Below are 24,484 nucleotides of genomic sequence, written 5' to 3'. Positions count from 1 at the left end.
AATAAAGATTATGTGGTTATTATAGCAAAGAGGATACACCTGTTCCCATTCCGAACACAGAAGTTAAGCTCTTTAGCGCCGATGGTACTTGGTGGGAAGCTGCCTGGGAGAGTAGGACGTAGCCGCGTAATCTTTTTTATTTTACAAAAAAATAAAGGGTTTTTATATTCTCATGTAGAATTTATTATATGTGGGGAGAATTTTAAGCATAAAAAAACTGAATAAATTTAAATATATTTAGGTTCTTAAATTTGAGATTAATAGGGAAAGAGGTGTAAATCCTCTACAGTCCCCGCTACTGTAATGCAGACAAACTCTATTTACCACTGTTTAAACGGGAAGGTTAGAGTAAGGATGAAGCTAAGTCAGGAGACCTGCCTGGTATATTGAACTAGGTTCTCGGGGGTTATAGAATTTAAATGTCAAAGTTTTTTATTTATAGACGATAATACACTTAAAGACTTAACTCTACGGTTAGGTCTTTTTTTAATTCAAAATATAAGGAGGTAGCTATGCAACTTTTTGAATATACAGTTGAAAATATACATCCATTAAGTGAACTACATATGAAAGCAGCAAAAGAAAGATTAGATAAATTGATAAAACCAGTTGGCAGCTTAGGTAAATTAGAAGATATATGCATACAACTTTCTGGTATATGTGAGAAAAAATATTTTGAAATAGATAAAAAAGCTATTATTGCATTTGCAGGAGACCATGGAGTTTATGAAGAAGGGGTAGCACCAGATCCTCAAAAAATTACTAGACTTCAATTTCCTAATTTTACAAAAGGAATATGTGGTGTAGGAGCTATATCAAAATTTGTAGATGCAGATGTTGTAGCGATTGATTTAGGTATAAATACAGATGAAAAATTAGAAGGTGTTTTAGATTATAAGATTAGAAAAGGTACTTCTAATATGGCTAAAGGACCTGCAATGACTAGAGAAGAAGCTATTAGATGTTTAGAAGTTGGAATAGAAATAACTAATGAATATATAGCTAAAGGATATAACCTTATAGGTATTGGGGAAATGGGAATTTGTAACACCACTCCAAGTAGTGCGATAGTTTCTGTTATAGCAGGTTGCGATCCAGCTGAAGTTACAGGAATAGGAGCGGGACTTAGAAAAGATAGAGTAGCACACAAAGCTAACACTATAAGAAGAGCTATAGAATTAAATAAGCCAGATAAATCAGATGGAGTTGATATATTAGCTAAAGTTGGAGGGTTTGAGATAGGTGGTATGGCTGGAGTTATATTATCTTGTGCAGCGAATAGGATTCCAATAGTTATTGATGGGTTTATATCATATGCAGCAGCGCTTATAGCCTATACTATAAATCCTATGACTAAAGAATATATGATAGCTTCACATATATCAGCAGAGTCAGGAGCGAAAAAAGCTCTGGAAATTTTAGATTTAAGCCCTATGCTTAATATGGATATGAGATTAGGGGAAGGAAGTGGATCGGCACTTGCTTTTAATATTATAGAGGCGGGAAATTATGCTTATAATAATATGGCCACTGTAGATGAAGTGGATATAGGAAAATAAGAAGGTGAATTTATGAGCAAGTTAATTTTAGTTACTGGAGGATCTAGGTCTGGGAAAAGTAGTTTTGCAGAAAGCTTATGTAAAAATAGAAAGAATTCTACTGCATATATAGCTACATCTACTCCATTTGATGAAGAGATGAAAGATAGAGTTAGAAAACATAAAGAAAGTAGACCTAGCGACTGGAAAACATATGAAATTTATAAAGATATATATACTATAATTAAAGATATATATAACAGTCATCAAACTGTAATATTAGATTGCGTAACTTTATTAGTTAATAATCTTATGTTTGAATATGGAATAGATTTTGATAATTGTACTTCAGAAGAAACTAATAAAATGGAAATTTACATAAAAGATCAGATTGAAAAATTAATAAAAGAAGTAGAAACTACAGATTTATATTTTGTAATAGTAACAAATGAACTAGGTATGAGCTTAGTGCCAGATAATAAGCTTTGTAGAGTATATTCTGATATAGTAGGTAGAATGAATCAATATATAGCTAAATGTTCAGATGAAGTTTACTTTGTAGTTAGTGGTATACCTATGAAGATTAAGGAGTAAATTATGAAAAGATTTATAGGAATATTACAGTTTTTAACTAGGATTCCAATAAGGGTAAATATAGGATTTGATGATGAATTTCATAAGACCATGTATTATTTTCCGTTGGTAGGATTTGTTTTAGGAGCTTTATATTTTATAATTGGACTAGTATCAAGTATTTTTTTTGATAGCTATATAACCTCTGTAAATGTATTAATAGCCACTGTTATATTAACGGGAGGGCTTCACCTAGATGGAGTAGGAGACACTTTTGATGGAATATATAGCTATAGAGATAAAGATAGAATATTAGAGATAATGAAAGACTCAAGATTAGGAACTAATGCTATGCTTTCTGTATTGTTTTTAATGCTTATGAAATTAGGTTTAGTATATGCTATAGTAGAGTCAGGGCATTTATATAATCTAATATTCATGCCAGTATTTGCAAGAATGGCAATTGTAATAGCTTCTTATAAAAGTGTAACACCGAGAGAAAATGGAATGGGTAATGTGTTTATAGGCAAGCCAAATTTGAAAATTATATTAATTGGGATAACATATACAATTTTATTAATATTAGTTATAGCAAATACATTGTTTAATTTAAATTCAGTAAGCATTATAAAAATAATATCATTTATACCTATAATGATTATACTTACAAGATTTTTTGTGAAATACATATATACTAAAATAGATGGTATAACAGGTGATATATTAGGATGTACATCAGAGCTTATGGAAGTAGTCTATTTAATATATATATATTTAATATTTGGATTAAAATAAGAGGTGAATAGATGCCTAGGATAATATTAGTAAGACATGCAACAACAAATGATAATATAAAAGGAAATCTATCAGGCCATATAGATAGTGAATTAAGTGATTTAGGAAAAAAACAAATACTCAAATTAACTAAATTTCTTGAAAGTGAGAATATTGATTGTATATATACAACTACATCTACTAGAACTAAGCAAACAATATTAGATATAGCAAATTCTAGAAATATTAAAATTTTAGAAAAAGAAAATTTAAAAGAAATTAGCTTTGGGGATTTTGAAGGAATAAGCTTTGAAGTTATAAAATCAAAATATCCAAATGAATTTGAAAAATTAATAAAAGAAGGATTTGAGTATAAGTATCCTAATGGAGAAAGCTTGATAGACTCTTATAAAAGAGTATGTAATGAATTAGATGACATAATGATTGAAAACAAAGAAAATACTATTTTGATATGTGCTCATGCAGGAACTATAAGAAATATAATATCTTATTTAATAGGAAAGACATATGAGTATCACTGGAATTTTAAAATAGATAATGCATCGGTAAGTATTATTGATATAGTGGATGAATTTCCAGTAATTCAAACGCTTAACAACACTGCTTATTTGATATAAAATATAAATTGACATAAATTAGGTTTTTCGTTGAAGATTAATAGGGAAAAAGGTTAAAAACCTTTGCAGCCCCCGCTACTGTAGTACTGACGAAACTATTAGACACCACTGTGATTATTTACGGGAAGGAATAGAAGTAGGATGAAGTTAAGCCAGGAGACCTGCCTAGTTTATGGATATAAAATCTTCGGGGTGAAGGATTTTTAAAATTGGTGAAGTGTATACATTTTTAAAAACCTATCCTCATTTGGATAGGTTTTTTTATTAAGAAGGGAGCAAATTTAAAATGAGTAAATCACTAATGTTTTTAGGAACAGCATCTAATGTTGGGAAAAGTACTTTAGGAGCTGGGATATGTAGAATATTAAAACAAGATGGATATAAGGTGGCACCCTTTAAATCTCAAAATATGGCCTTGAACTCATATATAACCAAAGATGGTTTAGAAATGGGTAGAGCACAAGTTACTCAGGCAGAGGCCTGTGGCATTGAACCAGATGTAAGAATGAATCCTATATTATTAAAGCCTGCAGGTAAAAATAGATGCCAAGTTATAGTTAATGGAAAAGTAATGAACACTGTTAGCTCTAGCATATATCATGATTATAAAAATGATTTAGCTAATATGTTAAAGGATATTTATGCAGATTTAAGCAATGAATATGAAGTTATTGTTTTAGAGGGAGCGGGAAGTTGTGCAGAAATAAACTTAAAAGATAGAGATATAGCCAATATGGGAATGGCAGAAATTGCAGATGCTCCTGTAATTTTAGTTGCTGATATTGATAGAGGTGGAGTTTTTGCATCGATAGCTGGAACAATGTTATTACTAGAAGAGAAAGAACGAGCTAGAGTTAAAGGTGTTATTATAAATAAGTTTAGAGGAACAGTAGATCTTTTGCAATCAGGTATAGATATGTTAGAAGAAATAATAAAGGTTCCAGTTTTGGGAGTTGTGCCGTATAGTGATTTGAATATAGAAGATGAAGATAGTGTAACTGATAGATTTAATAAACAATTTAGGAAAAATGATATAAATATAGAAGTTATTAAAACCCCGTACATGTCTAATTTTACAGATATTCACATGCTAGAAATACAAGAAGATGTAAGCGTTAGATATATAGAGAAAGGTCAGTCTTTATCTAATCCAGATATGTTAATAATACCTGGAAGTAAAAATACTATAGAAGATTTAATTTATTTAAGAGAAAGTGGATTAGAAAAGCAAATAAAAGACTTACACAATCAAGGTAAGTTCATATTTGGGATTTGCGGAGGATATCAACTTTTAGGTAAAAAAATTTATGACCCAGATGGAATAGAAGGTTCTATAAAAGAAATAGATGGATTGGGACTTTTAGATATAGAAACTATCTTTGAAGAAGAAAAAGTGACTACTCAAGTCGAGGCTATAATAAAGGACAACTTAAATGGGTATTTAAATGATGTATGTAACAATGGAGTAAAAGGTTATGAAATACATATGGGAACAACTAGAGGAATAAAGCAACCATTAAATACTATAGTAAAGAAATTAGGTGAAGATGTTTCTTATACGGAAGGATGTATAAATGAAGAAGATAATGTAGTAGGTACATATCTTCATGGAATATTCGACAACTCAGAGTTTACAAGAAATTTATTAAACTCAATAAGGGTTTTTAAAGGATTAGAAAAAGTAGAGATTTCTATAAATTCTTTTGAAGAATTTAAGAATAAAGAATATGACAAATTAGCAGATATACTAAGAGAATCGTTAGATATAGAAAAAATATATGAAATTATAAATGGTTAGGTGGTAGTATGAAAAAAATATTGATAGCAGGAACAAGTAGTGGTGTAGGTAAAACAACTATATCACTAGGAATAATGCAAGCATTAACTAAGAGAAAAATAAAAGTACAACCATATAAAGTAGGTCCAGATTATATAGATCCTTCTTATCATACATTTATAACAGGAAGAGATTCAAGAAATTTAGATTCATATATGTTAGATGATGAAAAAATTAAATACATAGTAAAAAATGCTTCTGAAAATGCAGATATATCAGTGATTGAAGGGGTTATGGGACTTTATGATGGGTTTGGTATTGATTTGGATGCATGTACAAGCTCATATACATCTAAGTTATTAAAAGCACCAGTTATATTAGTTATAAATGGAAAGGCAATGTCATCTTCTGCAGCAGCTATGGTATTAGGATATAAACAGTTAGATAAAAATGTAAATATAAAAGGTGTAATTGTAAATAATGTAAGAACTAAAGGACATTACGATCTCATAAAAGAAGCTATAGAAACATATTGTAAAACAGAAGTTTTAGGATATTTCCCTCCAAATGAAAAATTTTCGTTAGAGTCAAGGCATTTAGGGTTAGTTCCAAGTGTAGAAATTAATTCTTTAACAGAAAAGTTTAATGACCTAGGAGATGAAATTGAAAAATACATAAATATAGATAGATTACTTGATATAGCCGAAAGTGATGATATAGAAAGTAATTTTGACTTAAGCAATTTAACTAATTTTAAAAATAAAAAAATAGCAGTAGCTTATGATAAAGCTTTTAATTTTTATTATAAAGAGAACTTAGATTTATTAAGTCAAATGGGAATAGAAATTGTAAAGTTTAGTCCTTTAAATGACGACTGTGTACCTACAGCCGATTGTATATACATAGGGGGAGGATTTCCAGAAATATTTGCGAAAGAATTAGATGCAAATGAGAGTATGAGAAAATCAATAAAAGAAGCTCACAATAATTGTATACCTATATATGCTGAGTGTGGAGGATTAATGTATCTAGGTGAAAAACTTAAAGATTCGGATAATATGGAATTTAATATGGTAGGAATTTTCAAAGGTATTAGTGAAATGACTAAATCGCTAAAACGATTTGGGTACTGTGATGGAATCGCTAAAGTAGATACAATACTTTCTAAAAAAGGGGATGTAATTAAAGGTCATGAATTTCATCATTCAATTTTTAACAGTGAAGAAGAGTGCGCCTATAAAATGGTTAAAAAAAGAGGCAATAAAGTTGTAGATGAATGGGATGGAGGATATTGCAAAGGAAACACTTTAGCTACATATTTACATACTCACTTTTATAATAATTTAGATGCAATAATAAATTTTATAGGAGGAAGCAATGATTAGTTTAACTATAAGTGTAATGGTTATTGCATATATATTAGATTTAATAATAGGAGATCCTTATTCTTTTCCGCACCCAGTTAGATTTATTGGCAATTTAATAAGATTTGTAGAAACGAAAATAAGAAATATTGCAAAAACAAAAAAACAATTAAAAATAGGTGGATTTATATTATGGATTGTAACTGTTGGAACTACACTTACAGTAACTAGTTTGATTTTAAATATATTTATGGTAAGTAAAATATTATATATGATTATATCTTCAGTAATATTATATACAACTTTATCTACAAAATGTTTAGCCGATGAAGCTAAAAAAATATATGAAGTGTTAAAAATGGGAGATATAGAAAAATCAAGAAAGCAGTTATCTTATATAGTAGGTAGAGACACAACAAGTTTAAATGAACAAGAAATAATTAGAGCAACAGTTGAAACAGTAGCAGAAAATACAGTAGATGGAATAATAGCTCCTATGATGTATGGGTTTATAGGTGGACCGGTACTTGCTATGAGTTACAAAGCTATAAATACTTTAGATTCTATGGTGGGATATAAAAATGAAAAGTATGGGGATTTAGGATTTGCATCAGCTAAAATTGATGATATTGCAAATTTTATACCTGCAAGAATAACTCCATTTTTTATGATGATAGCAAGTTTACTCCTTGGATTTAATGCAAAAGAAAGCATACATATTGCAATAAGGGATAGAAAAAATCACAAAAGTCCAAACTGTGCATACTCAGAAGGTGCAGTTGCTGGAGCACTAGAAGTTCAACTAGGCGGAACTAATATGTATTTTGGCAAAGAAGTTTATAAACCTACGATAGGTGAGAAACATAGAGAGCTAGAAATAGAAGATATTATAAGAACTAATAAAATAATGTATGCTACATCTTTTGTAGCTTTAATAATATTTTCAGTTGCAACTTATTTAATAGCATTTTAGATAGAGGGTGAAATAATGAAAAATCTTGGTCATGGAGCTAATGTAGAAGATATGTGTAAAACATATAATAAAAATTCAAAAGACATAATAGACTTTAGTTCCAATATAAATCCGTATTTAATAGATAATATAGAAAAATATTTATTAGAAGGGTTAAAAGAATGTGTTAATTATCCAGATATAAATTATACAAACTTAAAAAATAACATAGCTAAATATTTAGGTATAAACAGTTCATTTATAATACCAGGCAATGGTGCAACAGAGATAATCTATTTGCTAATGAAGAGCATAGATAAAAGATTGGCTATATTAAATCCTACTTTTTCAGAGTATGAAAGGGGAGCCAAGTTAAATAATTTAGAAGTTGTAAATTTGTATCTAGATAAAGAGAAAGATTTTGAAATAGATATAGATAATATTAAGAAAAATATAGATAAATTTGATAGTTTATTTATATGTAATCCATCAAATCCAATTGGAAAAGTATATAACTTAGATGGATTATTAAAACTTTTAAATAAATATAATAAGTTACTAATAATTGATGAAACATTTATGGAATTTACAGAAGAAGAGCAAAAATATAGTTTAGTAAAATATATAGGTGAAAATAAAAATATATTTATTATAAAAGCAGTAACAAAGTTTTTTGGAATGCCAGGGCTTAGGCTTGGATATGGCGTTTGCAGTAATGAAACTTTGCTTGAAAAAATGTATATAATAAAGGAACCTTGGAGCATAAATACTTTTGCAAATAAACTTTCAGATTATATTTTTCAAGATGAAAAATATATAAAAGATAGTAAAAACTATTTTGTAAAAGAAAGAAAATTTATGATGGACAACTTAAACAAGATAAATAGTATTAAGTCTTATAAAACAGACACTAATTTTATATTAATTAAATTAAAAGAAAAAAAAGCTAACAAATTAAAAGAAGAGCTATTTATAGACGCAAACTTACTTATAAGAGATGCATCAAATTTTAAAAATTTAGATGATAATTATATAAGAGTTGCTATAAAAAGCCACGAAGAAAATGTAGAACTAATAAATCAACTAAATAAATTTCTAGGAGAATAGAATGAAATCACGTGGAATATGTCCAGCCTCTTGTGGAGAGTTTGTTCAAGGAATGATAAAAGAAAAAGAATATTTATCATCATATGCTATAGATAAATATTCAATAGTTACCTTAGAAGAAAAACTAGAGGATGTAAATAGAGGTCCTTTAAAAGCGAGAAAAGCAATAGAAGAAGTTTTTAAGTATTTCAATTTACCAAAGAAGGAAATAAGAAATATATCTATAGACATAAACAGTGATATCCCAATTAGTAAGGGTATGGCAAGCTCAACAGCAGATATAGGAGCAACTATAAGAGCTACATTAAATCTTATAGGCAGAGATTTAGATGAATATGAAATATCCAAACTTGCAACTAGGATAGAGCCTACTGATTCTATTTATATTAAAGAAAATACAATTTTTAATCCATTAGATGCAAGTGTGATAAAAAAAATAGGATGTTTAGATAAAGGGAAAGTATTAATACTAGAACCTAATGAAAGATTAAGCACTAAGCATATAAGAAAGAAAGAAAACTATCAAAAACTAAAAAAGCAGAATAAATATATAATTGAATATGCTTTTAAACTTTTAGAACAAGGAATACGAAATAAAGATTTAAATTTAATTGGACAAGCTTGTAATATAAGTAGTGTTGCTAATGAAAATATACATAAGAAAAAATATTTAAATGAAATAATAGATATTTCAAAAGATTATGGAGCTTGTGGAGTTAATATTGCACATAGTGGAACGGTAATAGGAATATTGCTAGAAGTTGATATGGATGAAGAAAAACTTAAGGAAAAACTTATAGATAGAAAAATCGATAAAAAATATAAAAAAATATACACAGCAAATATAATAGCTGGGGGACTTAGGAGTGAATAAAAATGGAATACATTAAGAATCCTATGATGATAGAAACTAAGAGCTTTGAAATAATACAGGGAATAATCGATGAAATAAGACCAGATTATAAATTTAAAAATGAGTTGGAAGAAAAAATAATAAAAAGAGCAATACACACTACAGCTGATTTTGAGTACTTAGATATATTAAAAATTTCTGAAATAGCAGTAGAAAAAATAATTAATGCTTTAAATGAAAAAGCAACTATATACACAGATACTAATATGGCATTAAGTGGTATAAATAAAAGAAAGTTAGATGCTCTAGGTTGCAAGTATAAATGTTTTGTAAGTGATGAAGAGGTAGCAAAATTAGCGAAAGAAAAAGGGATAACAAGATCGATGGCAGCTGTAGAAGTTGCATCACAAGAAGAAGGTAAAAAAGTATTTGTACTTGGAAATGCACCAACAGCTCTATATAAGGTTATGGAAATGCATAATACAAATAAATTACAAGTAGAGGCTGTAGTTGGAGTTCCTGTTGGGTTTGTAGGTGCAGAAGAATCAAAAGATGAGTTAGAAAAAACTGATATTCCATACATAATATCTAAAGGTAGAAAAGGTGGAAGTAATTTAGCCGCAGCTATAATAAATGCAATTTTATATGCAATGTAAGGTGATATTATGGAAGAATATGTTTACATAGATGGAAAGAAATATAAAAGAGGTTATACAACTGGATCATGCGCAACAGGTGCTGCTAAAGCAGCTACATATATGTTACTGACACAATTAACTATAGAATCTATAAATATAGATACGCCCAAAGGAATACCTTTAAACTTAAAGGTAGAAAACATAAATATAAATGATAATTATGTTGAATGCTCTATACAAAAAGATGGAGGAGACGATATAGATGCAACTCATAAAATGGATATATACGCTAGAGTTGAGTTTATAGACTCCGAAGATATTTTAATAACTGGAGGAATAGGAGTAGGAACAGTAACTAAAAAAGGTTTAGGAATAGATATTGGAGAAGCTGCAATAAATAAAACACCAAGAGCTATGATAGATAAAGAAGTTAGAAAGATTTTAGGTGAAAAGAGAGGGATTAAAGTTACTATATTTGCACCAGAAGGTGAAACTGTAGCAAAAAAAACTTTTAATCCTAGATTAGGTATAGTAGGAGGAATATCAATAATTGGAACTACAGGAATAGTAGAACCGATGAGTGACGAAGGCTGGAAAAAATCTTTATCAATAGAGTTAGAGATGAAAAAAGCTCAAGGTCTGGATAAGATAATTTTAGTTCCAGGAAATCATGGAGAAATGTTTATAAGAGAAACATTAGGGATTGATATGAAATATGTAGTTAGAACCAGTAACTTTATAGGATACATGTTAAAAGAAGCTCAAAGAATTGGATTCAATAAAATTCTTATGGCTGGACATTTAGGAAAGTATGTAAAGATAGCAGGTGGAATATTTAATACTCATAGCAAAGTTGCAGATGCTAGAAATGAAATATTAATAGCAAACTTAGCTATTATGAATGCACCTTTTGAACTTATTAAAAAAGTAGACCAATGTGTTACTACAGAAGAATTTATAGAAATACTTAATGATGAATATGATGAATATAAAAAAATTTACAATATACTTTCAAACAAATGTAAAGAAAGAATAGATATATATCTTAATGATGACGGTATAGATGTTGAAGTGATGATATTCTCTATGGAAAAAGAATTGCTTGGAGAGTCGAAAAAAGCTGGCGATTTAAAGGAGGTATTTTATGATTAACATTATAGGATTAGGTCCTGGTAACATAGGATACTGCACAAAATTAGGCGAAGAATTAATATATAACTCAGATGTTGTTATTGGAGGCAAAAGAAATCTAGATAGCATATGTGGATTTAAAGGAGAAAAGATAGAACTAAATACGAACTTAAAAGAAATTGTGGAATATCTTAATAAAAATAAAAATAAAAATATTTCAGTTATAGCTTCTGGAGACCCATCTATATATGGTATCGGTAAATACTTATCAAATAACATTGATAAAGATAATCTAAATATTGTTTCAGGTATAAGTTCAATGCAGTATATATTTTCAAAGATATTTATTGATATGAATGACTTATATATAACAAGTAGTCATGGTAAAACACCTGACTTTGATTACATACTTAATCATAAAAAAGTTTGTATGGTTACAGATAATAAAATTGGACCGTATGAAATAGCAAATGAAATTTTAAAAAGAAAATTGAACAAAGTTATGGTGGTTGGAGAAAATCTTTCTTATGAGAATGAAAAAATTACAATAGCTAGACCAAATGAGATAGTAAAGGTAGAAAAATTTGATATGAATGTTGTGGTGATATTAGATGAAAAATAGTGATTTTATAACAGGAGAGGTACCGATAACAAAAGAAGAAGTACGAGCTATATCTATAAATAAATTGAATTTAAAAGATAAAAAAACATTCTTAGACATAGGCGCAGGAACTGGGAGTGTTAGTGTCGAAGTAGCATATAATTACCCACATATTGAGGTAATATCTATAGAATGCAAGGAAAAAGCTATTGAGTTAATAAATAAAAATATAGAGAAATTTAAACTTGATAACATTAACGTTATAAAAGGATATGCTCCGATAGACATAGATAACAAAGTAGATTCTATATTTATTGGAGGAAGTGGACCAAATTTAAAAGAGATTTTAGAGTGGTCTAAAATTAATTTAAATGAAGGTGGAACTTTAGTTGCTAACTTCATAATAATAGATACTTTCTATAAAACTTTAAATTTATTAAGAGAATTAGGTTTTGAGAATATAGAAGCGAGCGTGTTAAATGTAGCAAAATTAGAAAAGTTAGGAAAAGGTGAGTATTTCAAACCTTTAAACCCAATATATATAATATCTTGTAAAAAGGGAGAGAAAGATTATGAATAAAGTACATTTTGTAGGAGCAGGACCAGGAGATAAAGATTTAATAACATTAAAGGGATACAAGCTATTAAGTGAAGCTGATGTGGTTATATATGCAGGATCATTAGTAAATCCAGAGCTACTTGATTATTGTAGGGAAGGTTGCGAAATTCATAATAGTGCATCTATGGACTTACAAGAAATAATAGATGTTATGCAAAATGGAATAAAAAATAATAAAAAAGTAGTAAGACTTCAAACTGGAGACTTTTCTATATATGGCTCAATAAGAGAACAAGTAGAGGAATTGGCGAAACTTGATATGGATTATGATTGTACTCCAGGTGTAAGTTCTTTTTTAGGAGCAGCATCAGCGTTAGGTGTTGAATATACTGTGCCTGAAATATCTCAAAGTGTTGTAATAACAAGAATGGAGGGAAGAACTCCAGTACCTGAAAAAGAAAGTATAGAATCTTTTGCAAAACATCAAACATCGATGGCTATATTTTTATCAATTCACGATATAGAGAAAGTTGTAGAAAGATTACATGAAGGTGGATATCCAATGGATACTCCAATTGCAGTTGTATATAAAGCAACTTGGCCTGAAGAAAAAATAGTAAAAGGAACATTAGAAAATATAGCTGGAAAAGTTAAAGAAAATGAAATAAACAAGACAGCTTTAATATTAGTAGGAAGATTTTTAGGAGAAGAGTATAAAAACTCGAAGCTATATGACAGGGATTTTAAACATGAATACAGAAAGTAAAATAGCTTTTATAACTCTAACAGAAAACGGAAAAAATTTAGCTTTGAATATTAGTAAAATATTGGGTGAAGGTGATATTTATATTACTGAAAAGTTAGCATCTAAAATGGATAAATCAAGTTGTAAAATTATTGATGGTAAATTATCAAACTATATGGATATTTTATTTAAAAATTACGAATCATTAATTTTTATAATGGCTACAGGAATCGTAGTAAGGTCTATTGCCAAGCATATAAAAAATAAATTTGAAGACCCAGCTATTTTAGTAATTGATGAAAAAGGTAACAATGTGATAAGTTTGCTTAGTGGTCATATGGGTGGAGCTAATGAAATGACTAATTATATAAGTGGTCTTATAGGTGCAAATCCTGTAATAACTACAGCTACAGATGTTAACGATAAAAGTTCATTGGATATGATAGCTAAAAGCTTAAATGCACACATAGATAATTTTAGAGAAAATGTAAAAGAAGTTAACTCTTTATTGGTTAATGATGGAAAAGTAGGTATATATATAGATGGAAATTATAAGGTTGATACTAGAGGATTTATAACCATTAAAAATATTAATGAATTCCATAGGCAAGACAATTTAGATAAAATTATTTACATAACTAATAAAAGTATAACGGACATAAAAACTAATAAAATTATAAAGGTAGTTCCAAAGGATATTGTAATAGGTATGGGATGCAGGCGAAATACTCCATATGAAGAAATAAATAGCGCATTAGAAGATATTTTAAATAAATATAATTTAGATAAACATGCTATAAAAAAAATAGGCAGTGTGGAAGTAAAAAAGGATGAACTAGGAATCATAAAATTGGCAAATGTATTAAATATACCTTTTGAAACTATTAGCATAGAAGAAATTCAAAAGATTGACTATAGATTTGAAAAATCAGAGTTTGTAAAAAAGAGTATAGGAGTTTACTGTGTAGCGGAACCGGTAGCTTATATATTGAGTGATAAAAACCTTATAATTAATAAACATAAATATAAGGGAATAACTTTTTCGATAGGGAGATTAAACATATGATTTATGTAATAGGTATAGGACCTGGAAGTAAAGAGATGATGACGATACAAGCTATAGAAGCTATGAAAGATAGTGAGGTTATAGTTGGATATAAAACATATATAAACTTAATAACAGAGTTTATTGAAGATAAAGAAGTAGTTCAAAATGGAATGAGACAAGAAATTGATAGATGTAAACAAGCTGTAGAGATAGCTAAACAAGGTAAAAAAGTAGCTGTTATAAGTAGTGGAGATGCTGGGATATATGGAATGGCAGGATTAATATTAGAATTAGTAACACAAGAAGAACAAGATATAGAGGTAAAAGTTGTACCAGGTGTTACTGCTAGTATAGGAGCAGCGGCAATATTAGGAGCACCTATAATGCACGATTTTTGCCATATAAGTTTAAGTGATTTATTAACTCCTTGGGAGGTTATTGAAAAGAGACTAAGATTAGCAGCAGAAGCTGATTTTGTAATATGTTTATATAATCCAAGAAGCAAGGGAAGAAGCGAACATCTAAGCAAAGCATTTAAAATAATGAGTGAATTTAAAGATGGAAAAACTCCAGTAGGAATAGTAAAAGATGTCGGAAGAGAAAAAGAAGAAAAATTCATATGCACATTTGATACTATGGATTTTGAGAGAGTTGACATGACAACTATGGTAATCATAGGTAATAAAACTACTTTTATACATGATGATTTAATGATAACACCAAGAGGATATACTATATGATTTTAGTTTTAGGAGGAACATCAGACAGCACCCGTATATGCAACTTATTAAACGAAATGAATAAAGAGTATATAGTTTCTGTAACGACTCAATATGGAGCTGACTTAGCAAGTAAAGTAGCTAAGAATATAGTTATTAAGAGAATGAATATGGAATATATGATTAATTTTATAAATGAAAATAATATAGATTTAATTATCGACTCAACTCATCCATATGCGATAGAAGTGTCAAAAAATGCTATCGAAGTTGCAGGGATTTTGAATATTAATTATATAAGATATGAAAGAAAATCACTATTAGAAGACTTAGATTACGATAAAGTAATAAAAGTAAAAAATACAGAAGAAGCTTATAAACAAGCAAATAAAATAGGCAAAAATATATTCTTAGGAACAGGAAGCAAAACGATAAAAGAATTTACAGACAACCTTAAAAATAAAAATATAATAGCTAGAGTATTACCAACAAGTGAGGTAATAACAATGTGCGAAGAAGTTGGATTAAATGCTGATAATATTATAGCTATGAAAGGCCCATTTAGTGAGTCTATAAATAAAGAAATGTATAAGCAATATAATGTAGATTTAGTGATAACAAAAGAAAGCGGAATAGAAGGTGGCTTTTTAGAAAAAGTAAATGCGGCTAAAAGCTTAAGTATACCGGTGATTGTAATTGTAAGAGAAAAATTAAATTATCCTAATATAGTTAATGATATAAAAAATATAAAAGATTTAGTGGTGGAGGATTAAGCATGAAAAAAGCAGTTTTAGTTATTAGCTTTGGAACTAGTTATAATGAAACTAGGAAAAAAACTATAGAAGCGTGTGAAACAAAGATAAAAGATGCATTCAAAGATTATGATTTTTTTAGAGCATTTACATCTAATTTTATAATAAAAAAATTAAAAAATAGAGATAACCTAGATATCGAAAACCCGATACAAGCTTTAGATAGATTACACAAAGAAGGATATGAAGAAGTTATAGTTCAAACATTACACATAATTTGTGGTGAAGAATTTACTAAGTTGAAAGATCAAATAAATCAATATGAAGATAAATTTGAGAAGATAACACTAGGAAGACCACTGTTAAGTCAAATAGAAGATTATAAAGAAGCTATAGATGCTTTGAAATTACAAATACCAGAATTAGAAGAAGATGAAGCTGTAGTATTTATGGGACATGGAACGGAACATGAAGCTCATAGTGCTTATCCAGCACTAGATTATATGTTAAAACAAGCAAATCTTAAGGCTTATGTTGGTACTGTAGAAGGATATCCTGAAATAGGAGAAGTAATTGTAAATCTTAAAAAAGATAAAATATCAAAAGTTAGACTTATGCCATTTATGCTAGTTGCAGGAGATCATGCTGTAAATGATATGGCGAGTGACGAAGAGGATTCTTGGAAATCAATATTAAATGAAGCTGGATTTGAAACAAAGATACATTTACAAGGATTAGGCGAAAACAAAGGAATTCAAGATAAATTTGTAAGACATGCACTTGATTGCATCGAAGCATTAAATGGAGGAGAAAATTAATATGGCTAAATTTTATGGAATAGGTACAGGACCTGGAGACAAGGAATTAGTAACAGTAAAGGCAGTAAATACAATTAAAAATCTAGATATATTATACACACCTGAGGCTAAAAGAGAAGGCAATAGCTTAGCGTTAAGTATAGTAGAGTCATATTTACCAGAAAAGTTAAAAATAAAGCAAAGACATTTCCCTATGAATTTTAATGATGGGGAAAAAATAATAGCATGGAATAAAGTAGCGGATGAAATAGTAGAAGATGTTAAAGAAGGTAAAAATGTTGGGTTTGTAACTTTAGGTGATCCAATGATATATAGTACTTATGTATATATAATGGAAAGATTAATAGATAAAATAGATGTTGAAACTATACCGGGAATATCATCATTTTCTAACATAGCATCAAACCAAAACTTCCCACTAGTTATGGATAAAGAACCATTAATAATAGTTCCGTGTACTATGGATGAAAAGAAAATAGACTATGCTTTAGAAAATTATAAATCTATAGTATTAATGAAAGTTTACAATAACTTTAAAGAGATAGTTGATAAATTAGATAAAAATAATTTATTAGAATATTCTATATTAGTTAGCAATTCATCTTTAGATAATGAAGTGGTGTATAATAATTTAAGAGAAATTGATTTAGAAAATAAAATATCTTATTTTTCTACGATTTTAGTAAATAAGGAAAACACTAAGGTAGGATAATCTGGAGGATTATATGAATTTTGCAGTAGTGGGAGTCAATCATAATGATACTCCTATACACATAAGAGAAAATGTATCTTTTACAGATACACAAAAAATAGAGGGAACTAACTTTTTATTGGATAATGGAATACAAGAAGTCATTATATTATCTACATGTAATAGAAGTGAGATATATATATATTCAAAAAAGATATCAGATAAGGTAAAGGTAGTAATAGACTTTTATGAGGATTTTTTTAATGTAGAAAATATAAAAGATTACTTATTTTGCAAAAAAGGACAAGAAGCAGTGGAACATGTATTTAATGTAGCTGCTGGTCTTGATTCTATAGTTATAGGAGAAGATCAAATTTTGGGACAGGTAAAAGATGCTCATGATTTTTCAAGACAGCTTGGAGCTAGTAAGAAAGTGTTTAATAAGTTGTTTAGAGAAGCGATAACTGTCTCAAAAGATATAAAAACTACAACTAAGATATCACAGCAACCATTATCAATAAGCTACATAGGAATTAAATGCTTAAAAGATAAGATAGGAACTTTAGAAGGTAAGAATGCTTTAGTAATAGGTATAGGAAAAATGAGTAAATTGGCAATGAAGCATTTAGAGGAAGAAAATTTAAACAATATATATGTTACAAATAGAAGTTATGAAAAATTACAAGATATACAAGATGAGTATAAAAACTTAATACCTATAAAATATGAAGATAGATATAATGTTATGAGTAAAGTGGATGTAGTCATAAGTGCGACTGCATCTCCTCATACTGTTATTAAAAAAACTGATATGCCTAAATTATCAAATAAGCTTATTATGATGGATATAGCTTTGCCAAGAGATATTGATAAAAATTTAAATGATGAAGATAACATATCAGTTTATGATATTGATGATTTAAAGAAAATAAGTGATGAAAATGATAAAAAAAGAAGAGAATTAGCATGTACTGGCGAATTAATAATAGACGATAAAATAGACGAATTTAATGATTGGCTAGAAACTATTAAAATAGATCCGACTATACAATCATTAAATGATAAATGCACAGATATTAGAGAAGATACACTAGACTACATATATAGGAAATTAGATTTAAATTGTAGAGAAAAGAAAATAATAGATAAAATGTTGACATCTGCATTAAAAAGACTAATTAGAGAACCTATAGTTAACTTAAAACAAATTAAGGATAGTGGGAAGCAAGAAGAATATATAAAAGTAGTAGAAGAATTATTTGATTTGCAATAAAAATGGGCAAAAGGAGATTAGGCATGAAAATCATAGTAGGAAGCAGAGGAAGTAATTTAGCTCTTACTCAAACAAACTGGGTTATAAGTGAACTAAAAAAGTATCATGAAGACATAGAGTTTGAAGTAAAGATAATAAAAACCAAGGGGGACTTAATCCAAAATGTTTCTTTGGATAAGATTGGGGATAAAGGATTATTTGTTAAAGAAATAGAGCAACAGTTATTAGACAAACAAATAGACATAGCTATTCACAGTATGAAGGACATGCCTTCTAGTTTACCTGAAGGCTTAAAATTTGCAGGCATACCGAAACGAGAAGATATAAGAGATGTACTTATACTTAAAGAAGGATATAATTCACTAAAAGATTTGCCTAAAGGGGCTAAAATAGGCAGTGGAAGCAAAAGAAGAAAGTATCAACTTTTAAAACATAGACCAGACTTAGATATAGTACCTATAAGAGGAAATATAGAAACAAGAATGAGAAAAATTGAAGATGAAAATCTTTGTGGAGTAATACTTGCAGCTGCAGGGCTTATAAGAGCAGGATTAAAAGATAGAATAAGCTGTTATATAGATGTAGATACAATTATACCTGCACCAGCACAAGGAGCTTTAGGTATTGAAATAAGAAAAGATGACTCTAAAGTAGAAGAAATACTAGCTTGTTTAAGTGATGAAATTTCAGAAATACAAGTAAGTGCAGAAAGAGGATTTTTAGATGGAATAAACGGAAGTTGTCATATTCCAATAGGTGCACATTGTAAAGTTTATGGAGAAGAAATAAGTTTAACTGGATTATATGGGGATGAAGAAGGTAAAAAGCTTATAACTAAGACTATAAATGGAAAAGCATCAGAAGCTAGAGGGTTAGGTATTGAACTAGCTAAATTAATTTCGAAGGAGTTTGAGTCTTATGAAAGGTAAAGTATACTTAGTTGGAGCAGGTCCTGGAGATTATAAACTTATGACATTAAAAGGAATGGAATGTATTAGAAAAGCTGATGTTATAGTTTATGATAGACTGGCTAATGATAAATATTTAAAAGAAGCTAAAAAAAATTGTGAGTATATATATGTTGGTAAAGCATCAAGTAATCATGCATTACCACAAGATCAAATAAATGAAGTTATAACTCAAAAGGCAAAAGAAGGAAAGATAGTAACTAGGTTAAAAGGAGGAGATCCTTATGTATTTGGTAGAGGTGGAGAAGAAGCTGAATTTCTTTTAGAAAATGATATCGAATTTGAAGTCATTCCAGGAATAACTTCTGCGATAGGCGGACTTTGCTATGCAGGTATACCTATAACACATAGAGACTATGCATCTTCTTTCCATGTTATAACGGGTCATTTAAAAGATGACGAAAATGATGAATTAAATTGGAATGCACTAGCAAATAACAAAGGAACTTTAGTTTTTTTAATGGGAATTGCTAATCTTGAAAAAATAAGTAATAACCTAATAAAAGAAGGAAAATCAAAAGATACTCCAGTAGCATTAATAAGTTGGGCTACTAGATATAACCAAAGAGTAGTGACATCTACTTTAGAAAATGTATATGAAACTGCAATAAAAGAAAAAGTAAAACCACCAACACTTATAGCTGTAGGGGATGTAGTTAATCTTAGAGAAAAATTGAACTTCTTTGAGAATAAGCCTTTATTTGGAAAAAATATACTAGTTACTAGAGCTAGAACTCAAAGTAGTACTTTAGTAGAGAAAATAACTGACTTAGGTGGTAATTCTATAGAAATACCTACTATAAGGATAGATGAAATAGAAGATAATATAGAACTAGAAAATGAAATAAAGAATATACAGAAGTATAATTATTTAATATTTACTAGTCAAAATGGAGTTAATATATTCTTTGATAAATTAAGTGATATGGATTTAGATTTAAGAAAATTAGGGAATATAAAAATATGTGCAGTTGGACCTGCTACAGCTAAAGAATTGAAAAGTAGAGGAATAATTGCAGATATAGTACCTGAAAAATTTGTAGCAGAAGCTATGTATGAGAAATTAAAAGATATATTATCTAGTGATGATAATATATTAATTCCTAGAGGAGCAAATGCAAGAGACTTTTTAGTAGATAAACTAAATGAAATTTGTTATGTAAAGGAAGTGCACACATACAAAACTGTTATAGAAGATAGAAATAAAGAAGAGATACTAAGTTTATTAAATGAAGGAAGTGTAGATTATATAACATTTACAAGTTCATCTACAGTTTCTAATTTTATTGATATAATAGGAAGAGACAATATAGATAAACTTAAAAATACGAAAGTGATATCTATCGGTCCTATAACGAGTAATACAGCTAAAGAATTAGGACTTAAGGTTTATAAAGAACCGAGCAACTATACTATAAATGATTTAGTTAACTGTATTATACAAGACAAATAATTAGGGGGAATTTAAAATGTTAAGAAGACCAAGAAGACTAAGAGCAAGTTCAGCGATAAGAGATTTAGTAAGAGAAACAGTATTAAATGTAAATGATTTAATATATCCACTTTTTGTAGTAGAAGGAGAGGATATAAAAGAAGAAATACCATCTTTACCAGAAGTATATCATTTCTCTTTAGATAAATTAGAAGATGAGATAAAAGAAATAAAAGAATTAGGAATACAACATGTATTATTATTTGGTGTTCCAGATGAAAAAGATCCACTTGGTAAAGAAGCATATAATGATAATGGTATAGTTCAAAAAGCTGTAAGAAAGATAAAAGAAATAGATTCTAGTATATGTATAACAACAGATGTATGTATGTGTCAATATACTAGCCATGGACATTGTGGAATATTAACAGAAAAAGGTTATGTAGATAATGATCAAACGTTAGAATATCTAACTAAAATAGCAGTGAGTCATGCTAAAGCAGGTGCTGATATAGTAGCTCCATCAGATATGATGGATGGAAGAATACAAGCTATGAGAGAAGGATTAGATAAAGAAGGTTTTGAGACTGTTGCTATAATGTCATACAGTGTTAAATATGCATCTAATTTCTATGGACCATTTAGAGATGCAGCAGGTTCTGCACCATCATTTGGAGATAGAAAAACATATCAAATGGATCCGGCTAACTCAAATGAAGCTTTAATAGAAGCTGAACTTGATGTTTTAGAAGGTGCAGATATGTTAATGGTTAAACCAGCATTATCATACTTAGATGTAATAAGAAGAGTCAAAGATAACTTTGATTTACCATTAGTAGCTTACAATGTAAGTGGAGAATACTCAATGTTAAAGCTTGCTGTTAAAGAAGGATTATTAAATGAAGCAGCTATATATGAATCAGTTATGTCTATAAAAAGAGCTGGGGCAGATATAATAATAACTTACTTTGCAAAAGATATCGCTAAATTAATTAGGGGGTAATGACCAGATGAGAAAAAATGAAAAGTCACTTAAAATATATGATGAAGCAATTAAGTACATACCAGGTGGCGTAAACAGCCCAGTTAGAGCATTTAAATCTGTAGGATTAGATCCTGTTTTTATAGATCGAGCAGAAGGTTGTAAAATATATGATGTTGATGGAAATGAATATATAGATTATATATGTTCATGGGGACCACTTATGCTAGGTCATAGTCCTAAAGAAATAGTTGATGGGATAGAAGAAATAGTTAAAAAAGGTACAAGTTATGGAGTTCCTACTGCTATAGAGGTTGAAATGGCTAAACTTATAGTAGAAGCTTATCCTGCAATAGATCAAGTTCGTATGGTAAACTCTGGAACAGAAGCTACTATGAGTGCTTTAAGAGTAGCCAGAGCATATACTGGTAGAAATAAAATATTAAAATTTGAAGGATGTTATCATGGACATTCAGATGCACTTTTAGTTAAATCTGGATCAGGAACTATAACATATGGAGTTCCTACAAGTCCTGGAGTTCCTGAAGATGTTGTTAAAGATACTTTAGTAGCTAAATATAATGATATAGAAGCTACAAGAGAAATGTTTGAAAAGCATGGAAATGAAATATCTGCAGTTATATTAGAAACTGTAGCAGGAAATATGGGAGTTGTTCCAGGAAAAAAAGAATTTATACAATTTTTAAGAGATATAACTAAAGAATACGGAACTGTTTTAATATTTGACGAAGTTATAACTGGATTTAGATTAGCTTATAATAGTTCAGTAGGATATTATGGAATAGAGCCTGATATGGCATGCTTTGGTAAGATAATAGGAGCTGGACTTCCTGTTGGTGCTTATGGTGGTAAAAAAGAGATAATGGATATGGTTTCACCTGTAGGTCCTGTTTATCAAGCTGGAACTTTATCAGGTAATCCTTTAGCTATGTACATGGGTAAAAAGAATTTAGAAATTTTAAGAGATAGACCTGAAATTTACACTGAATTAGAAAGAAAAGCTATAAAACTTGAAGAAGGTTTAAAAGCAAATGTTGAGAAGTTAGGATTAAATTATACTGTTAATAGAGCTGGATCTTTAGTTTGTTTGTTCTTTGCTAAAGGCCCTATAAACAATTATGATGATGTTACTAAGTGTGACGTACCTATGTTCAATAAGTATTTTGAAGAATTATTAAATAGAGGTATATTACTTGCTCCTACTCAATTTGAGGCGATGTTCTTATCTAATGCTCATACAGATGAGATAATTGATGAGACTATACAAGCTAGTTATGAGGCTTTAAAAGCTGCTCATAATTTATAATATTTTAAAAGTCGTTGAATAGTATTTGATATTCAACGACTTTTTATTTTTTTGTAGGACTCAAAGTCTATTTGATAGTTATTTCCTCCAGATGACATACGATAAAGCGTTGTGTGTAAGTGTTACGTCAGTTAACTATTAAATAGACTTTGCTGTTATATAAAGGAATTAAAGTTATAATAGTAGAAGTTTAAATATAGAGGTTATTTATCTACAAAATATTATATAGGAGGGGGAATATATTGTGAAATTAGTTTTGTATAGCAAGATGAATTAGAACGAACTGTATAGTATTTTCTAAAGATTATTTAAGAGAATAAGGAAATATATTTTAGTATAATATAAAAATAAATAGATAAAGAACTAGGAGATATATAGTACATATTTTATGCTAATATAGAATAAAGACATAGAGAAAGGATTATTGAAATGAGTTATCCTATAATGGTAGATTTAAAAGAAAAAAATATAACTATAATTGGAGGTGGTAAAATAGCGTATAGAAAAGCTAAAAATTTTATCAATTTTGGATATAAGGTTAATCTAGTATCATTAGAATTTATAGATGAATTTGAAAGTATAAAGGATAAAATTAACTTTATAATAGATGAATATGATGAAAAATACATAAAAAATAGTTTTATAGTAGTAGCAGCGACTAATAATAAAGAAATTAATGAAAAGATAGGTATATTTTGTAGGGAAAAAGATAAACTAGTTAATGTAGTTGACAATACTCAACTATCTAACTTTATAGTTCCGTCATGTGTAAAAAGAGGTGATTTAATTATAGGTATTTCAACTTCTGGAAAAAGTCCATCTTTAGCAGCAAAGATAAAAAGAGATTTAGAATTAGTATATGATGATAGTTATATAGAGTATATTGACTTATTAGGAGAACTAAGAGATAAAATTTTAAAAAAATATAATGATCCTAATGAAAAAAAGAGGTTATTAAATCAAATAATTAATTTAAATATTGAAGAATTAAAAAATTATAACTTGTAAAATTTGTTGAAAATCAGAGGTTTATAACATTAAATGCAAAAAATAGAAAATAAAAAGTAAAAAAGTTTTATAAAAACTATTGACCATATTAAAATGAGGTGGTATAGTATTACTTGTCCTTAAGAAAAGGGCGAAACACAAATGAGAAAATGAACTTTGAAAATTAAACAGTAGGTTAATTATAAAAATTCTTTTTAAAAGAATTAAACACAAACA

25 protein-coding genes, 1 rRNA gene and 2 riboswitches are annotated in these 24,484 nt (G+C 28.7%); all 26 genes read left to right on the top strand.

What is annotated here, in order from left to right; translation table 11 throughout:
* Positions 1-11: 11 nt before the first annotated feature.
* The 26 genes from rrf (at position 12) to ACRCYC_RS03720 (ending at position 24,268) form a co-directional block, all read left to right on the top strand.
* Positions 12-128: ribosomal RNA gene (gene rrf / locus ACRCYC_RS03845) — 5S ribosomal RNA — on the top strand.
* A 94-nt stretch (positions 129-222) separates the two neighbouring features.
* Positions 223-395: riboswitch (cobalamin riboswitch) on the top strand.
* A 117-nt stretch (positions 396-512) separates the two neighbouring features.
* Positions 513-1,559 (top strand): nicotinate-nucleotide--dimethylbenzimidazole phosphoribosyltransferase, encoded by a 1,047-nt coding sequence (gene cobT / locus ACRCYC_RS03840; protein ID WP_438617866.1) that lies wholly within the window; start codon positions 513-515, stop codon positions 1,557-1,559.
* Between the two features lie 12 nt (positions 1,560-1,571).
* The gene (gene cobU / locus ACRCYC_RS03835) at positions 1,572-2,132 is read left to right on the top strand and encodes a bifunctional adenosylcobinamide kinase/adenosylcobinamide-phosphate guanylyltransferase (protein WP_438617865.1); all 561 of its coding nucleotides are present in this window, start codon (positions 1,572-1,574) and stop codon (positions 2,130-2,132) included.
* Positions 2,133-2,135: 3 nt separating this feature from the next.
* Entirely contained in the window at positions 2,136-2,906 is a 771-nt protein-coding gene (gene cobS / locus ACRCYC_RS03830; protein WP_438617863.1) for an adenosylcobinamide-GDP ribazoletransferase, read from the top strand.
* 11 nt (positions 2,907-2,917) lie between these two features.
* Positions 2,918-3,523 carry a histidine phosphatase family protein gene (locus ACRCYC_RS03825; protein WP_438617862.1) on the top strand — a complete coding sequence of 202 codons (606 nt, stop codon included), beginning with the start codon at positions 2,918-2,920 and terminating at the stop codon, positions 3,521-3,523.
* A 3-nt stretch (positions 3,524-3,526) separates the two neighbouring features.
* A riboswitch (cobalamin riboswitch) is annotated at positions 3,527-3,706 on the top strand.
* Between the two features lie 103 nt (positions 3,707-3,809).
* On the top strand, positions 3,810-5,321 hold the full coding sequence (locus tag ACRCYC_RS03820; protein ID WP_438617861.1) for a cobyric acid synthase: 1,512 nt from the start codon (positions 3,810-3,812) through the stop codon (positions 5,319-5,321).
* An 8-nt stretch (positions 5,322-5,329) separates the two neighbouring features.
* Complete coding sequence (locus tag ACRCYC_RS03815) at positions 5,330-6,685, top strand: cobyrinate a,c-diamide synthase (RefSeq protein ID WP_438617860.1); 1,356 nt, start codon at positions 5,330-5,332, stop codon at positions 6,683-6,685.
* Complete coding sequence (gene cbiB / locus ACRCYC_RS03810) at positions 6,678-7,637, top strand: adenosylcobinamide-phosphate synthase CbiB (RefSeq protein WP_438617859.1); 960 nt, start codon at positions 6,678-6,680, stop codon at positions 7,635-7,637. Before ACRCYC_RS03815 ends, cbiB begins: the two co-directional genes overlap by 8 nt.
* Positions 7,638-7,652: 15 nt before the next feature.
* Complete coding sequence (locus ACRCYC_RS03805; RefSeq protein WP_438617858.1) at positions 7,653-8,723, top strand: pyridoxal phosphate-dependent aminotransferase; 1,071 nt, start codon at positions 7,653-7,655, stop codon at positions 8,721-8,723.
* A 1-nt stretch (position 8,724) separates the two neighbouring features.
* Positions 8,725-9,597 (top strand): GHMP family kinase ATP-binding protein, encoded by an 873-nt coding sequence (locus tag ACRCYC_RS03800; protein ID WP_438617857.1) that lies wholly within the window; start codon positions 8,725-8,727, stop codon positions 9,595-9,597.
* 2 nt (positions 9,598-9,599) lie between these two features.
* A complete protein-coding gene (locus ACRCYC_RS03795; RefSeq protein WP_438617856.1) occupies positions 9,600-10,232 on the top strand; it encodes a cobalt-precorrin-8 methylmutase in 633 nt (210 codons plus the stop codon).
* A gap of 9 nt (positions 10,233-10,241) precedes the next feature.
* Positions 10,242-11,366: a cobalt-precorrin-5B (C(1))-methyltransferase CbiD gene (cbiD, locus tag ACRCYC_RS03790; protein ID WP_438617855.1), complete on the top strand. Its 1,125-nt coding sequence runs from the start codon at positions 10,242-10,244 to the stop codon at positions 11,364-11,366.
* Positions 11,359-11,967 (top strand): cobalt-precorrin-7 (C(5))-methyltransferase, encoded by a 609-nt coding sequence (locus tag ACRCYC_RS03785; RefSeq protein WP_438617854.1) that lies wholly within the window; start codon positions 11,359-11,361, stop codon positions 11,965-11,967. Before cbiD ends, ACRCYC_RS03785 begins: the two co-directional genes overlap by 8 nt.
* Positions 11,957-12,526 (top strand): decarboxylating cobalt-precorrin-6B (C(15))-methyltransferase, encoded by a 570-nt coding sequence (locus ACRCYC_RS03780; protein WP_438617853.1) that lies wholly within the window; start codon positions 11,957-11,959, stop codon positions 12,524-12,526. The genes ACRCYC_RS03785 and ACRCYC_RS03780 overlap by 11 nt, the downstream gene beginning before the upstream one ends.
* The gene (locus ACRCYC_RS03775; RefSeq protein ID WP_438617852.1) at positions 12,519-13,271 is read left to right on the top strand and encodes a cobalt-precorrin-4 methyltransferase; all 753 of its coding nucleotides are present in this window, start codon (positions 12,519-12,521) and stop codon (positions 13,269-13,271) included. Before ACRCYC_RS03780 ends, ACRCYC_RS03775 begins: the two co-directional genes overlap by 8 nt.
* Positions 13,237-14,316, top strand: a complete 1,080-nt coding sequence (gene cbiG / locus ACRCYC_RS03770) for a cobalt-precorrin 5A hydrolase (protein WP_438617851.1) — start codon at positions 13,237-13,239, stop codon at positions 14,314-14,316. Before ACRCYC_RS03775 ends, cbiG begins: the two co-directional genes overlap by 35 nt.
* Entirely contained in the window at positions 14,313-15,038 is a 726-nt protein-coding gene (gene cobJ, locus ACRCYC_RS03765) for a precorrin-3B C(17)-methyltransferase (protein ID WP_438617850.1), read from the top strand. The genes cbiG and cobJ overlap by 4 nt, the downstream gene beginning before the upstream one ends.
* Positions 15,035-15,790, top strand: a complete 756-nt coding sequence (locus ACRCYC_RS03760; RefSeq protein WP_438617849.1) for a cobalt-precorrin-6A reductase — start codon at positions 15,035-15,037, stop codon at positions 15,788-15,790. The genes cobJ and ACRCYC_RS03760 overlap by 4 nt, the downstream gene beginning before the upstream one ends.
* A 2-nt stretch (positions 15,791-15,792) precedes the next feature.
* Complete coding sequence (locus ACRCYC_RS03755) at positions 15,793-16,587, top strand: sirohydrochlorin cobaltochelatase (protein WP_438617848.1); 795 nt, start codon at positions 15,793-15,795, stop codon at positions 16,585-16,587.
* 1 nt (position 16,588) lies between these two features.
* Positions 16,589-17,299, top strand: coding sequence for a cobalt-factor II C(20)-methyltransferase (locus tag ACRCYC_RS03750; protein ID WP_438617847.1), 711 nt, complete (start codon positions 16,589-16,591; stop codon positions 17,297-17,299).
* A gap of 13 nt (positions 17,300-17,312) precedes the next feature.
* Positions 17,313-18,551 carry a glutamyl-tRNA reductase gene (hemA, locus tag ACRCYC_RS03745; protein WP_438617845.1) on the top strand — a complete coding sequence of 413 codons (1,239 nt, stop codon included), beginning with the start codon at positions 17,313-17,315 and terminating at the stop codon, positions 18,549-18,551.
* 23 nt (positions 18,552-18,574) lie between these two features.
* The gene (gene hemC / locus ACRCYC_RS03740) at positions 18,575-19,480 is read left to right on the top strand and encodes a hydroxymethylbilane synthase (RefSeq protein ID WP_438617844.1); all 906 of its coding nucleotides are present in this window, start codon (positions 18,575-18,577) and stop codon (positions 19,478-19,480) included.
* The gene (cobA, locus tag ACRCYC_RS03735) at positions 19,470-20,972 is read left to right on the top strand and encodes a uroporphyrinogen-III C-methyltransferase (RefSeq protein WP_438617842.1); all 1,503 of its coding nucleotides are present in this window, start codon (positions 19,470-19,472) and stop codon (positions 20,970-20,972) included. The genes hemC and cobA overlap by 11 nt, the downstream gene beginning before the upstream one ends.
* A 16-nt stretch (positions 20,973-20,988) precedes the next feature.
* On the top strand, positions 20,989-21,954 hold the full coding sequence (gene hemB / locus ACRCYC_RS03730) for a porphobilinogen synthase (RefSeq protein WP_438617841.1): 966 nt from the start codon (positions 20,989-20,991) through the stop codon (positions 21,952-21,954).
* A 7-nt stretch (positions 21,955-21,961) separates the two neighbouring features.
* Positions 21,962-23,260 (top strand): glutamate-1-semialdehyde 2,1-aminomutase, encoded by a 1,299-nt coding sequence (hemL, locus tag ACRCYC_RS03725; RefSeq protein WP_438617840.1) that lies wholly within the window; start codon positions 21,962-21,964, stop codon positions 23,258-23,260.
* Positions 23,261-23,689: 429 nt separating this feature from the next.
* Positions 23,690-24,268, top strand: a complete 579-nt coding sequence (locus ACRCYC_RS03720) for a precorrin-2 dehydrogenase/sirohydrochlorin ferrochelatase family protein (RefSeq protein WP_438617839.1) — start codon at positions 23,690-23,692, stop codon at positions 24,266-24,268.
* Positions 24,269-24,484: the final 216 nt, after the last annotated feature.

This window comes from Paraclostridium sp. (genome assembly GCF_051657365.1).
Lineage (GTDB): Bacteria > Bacillota > Clostridia > Peptostreptococcales > Peptostreptococcaceae > Paraclostridium.
This window is presented reverse-complemented; position numbering and strand designations above follow the sequence as displayed.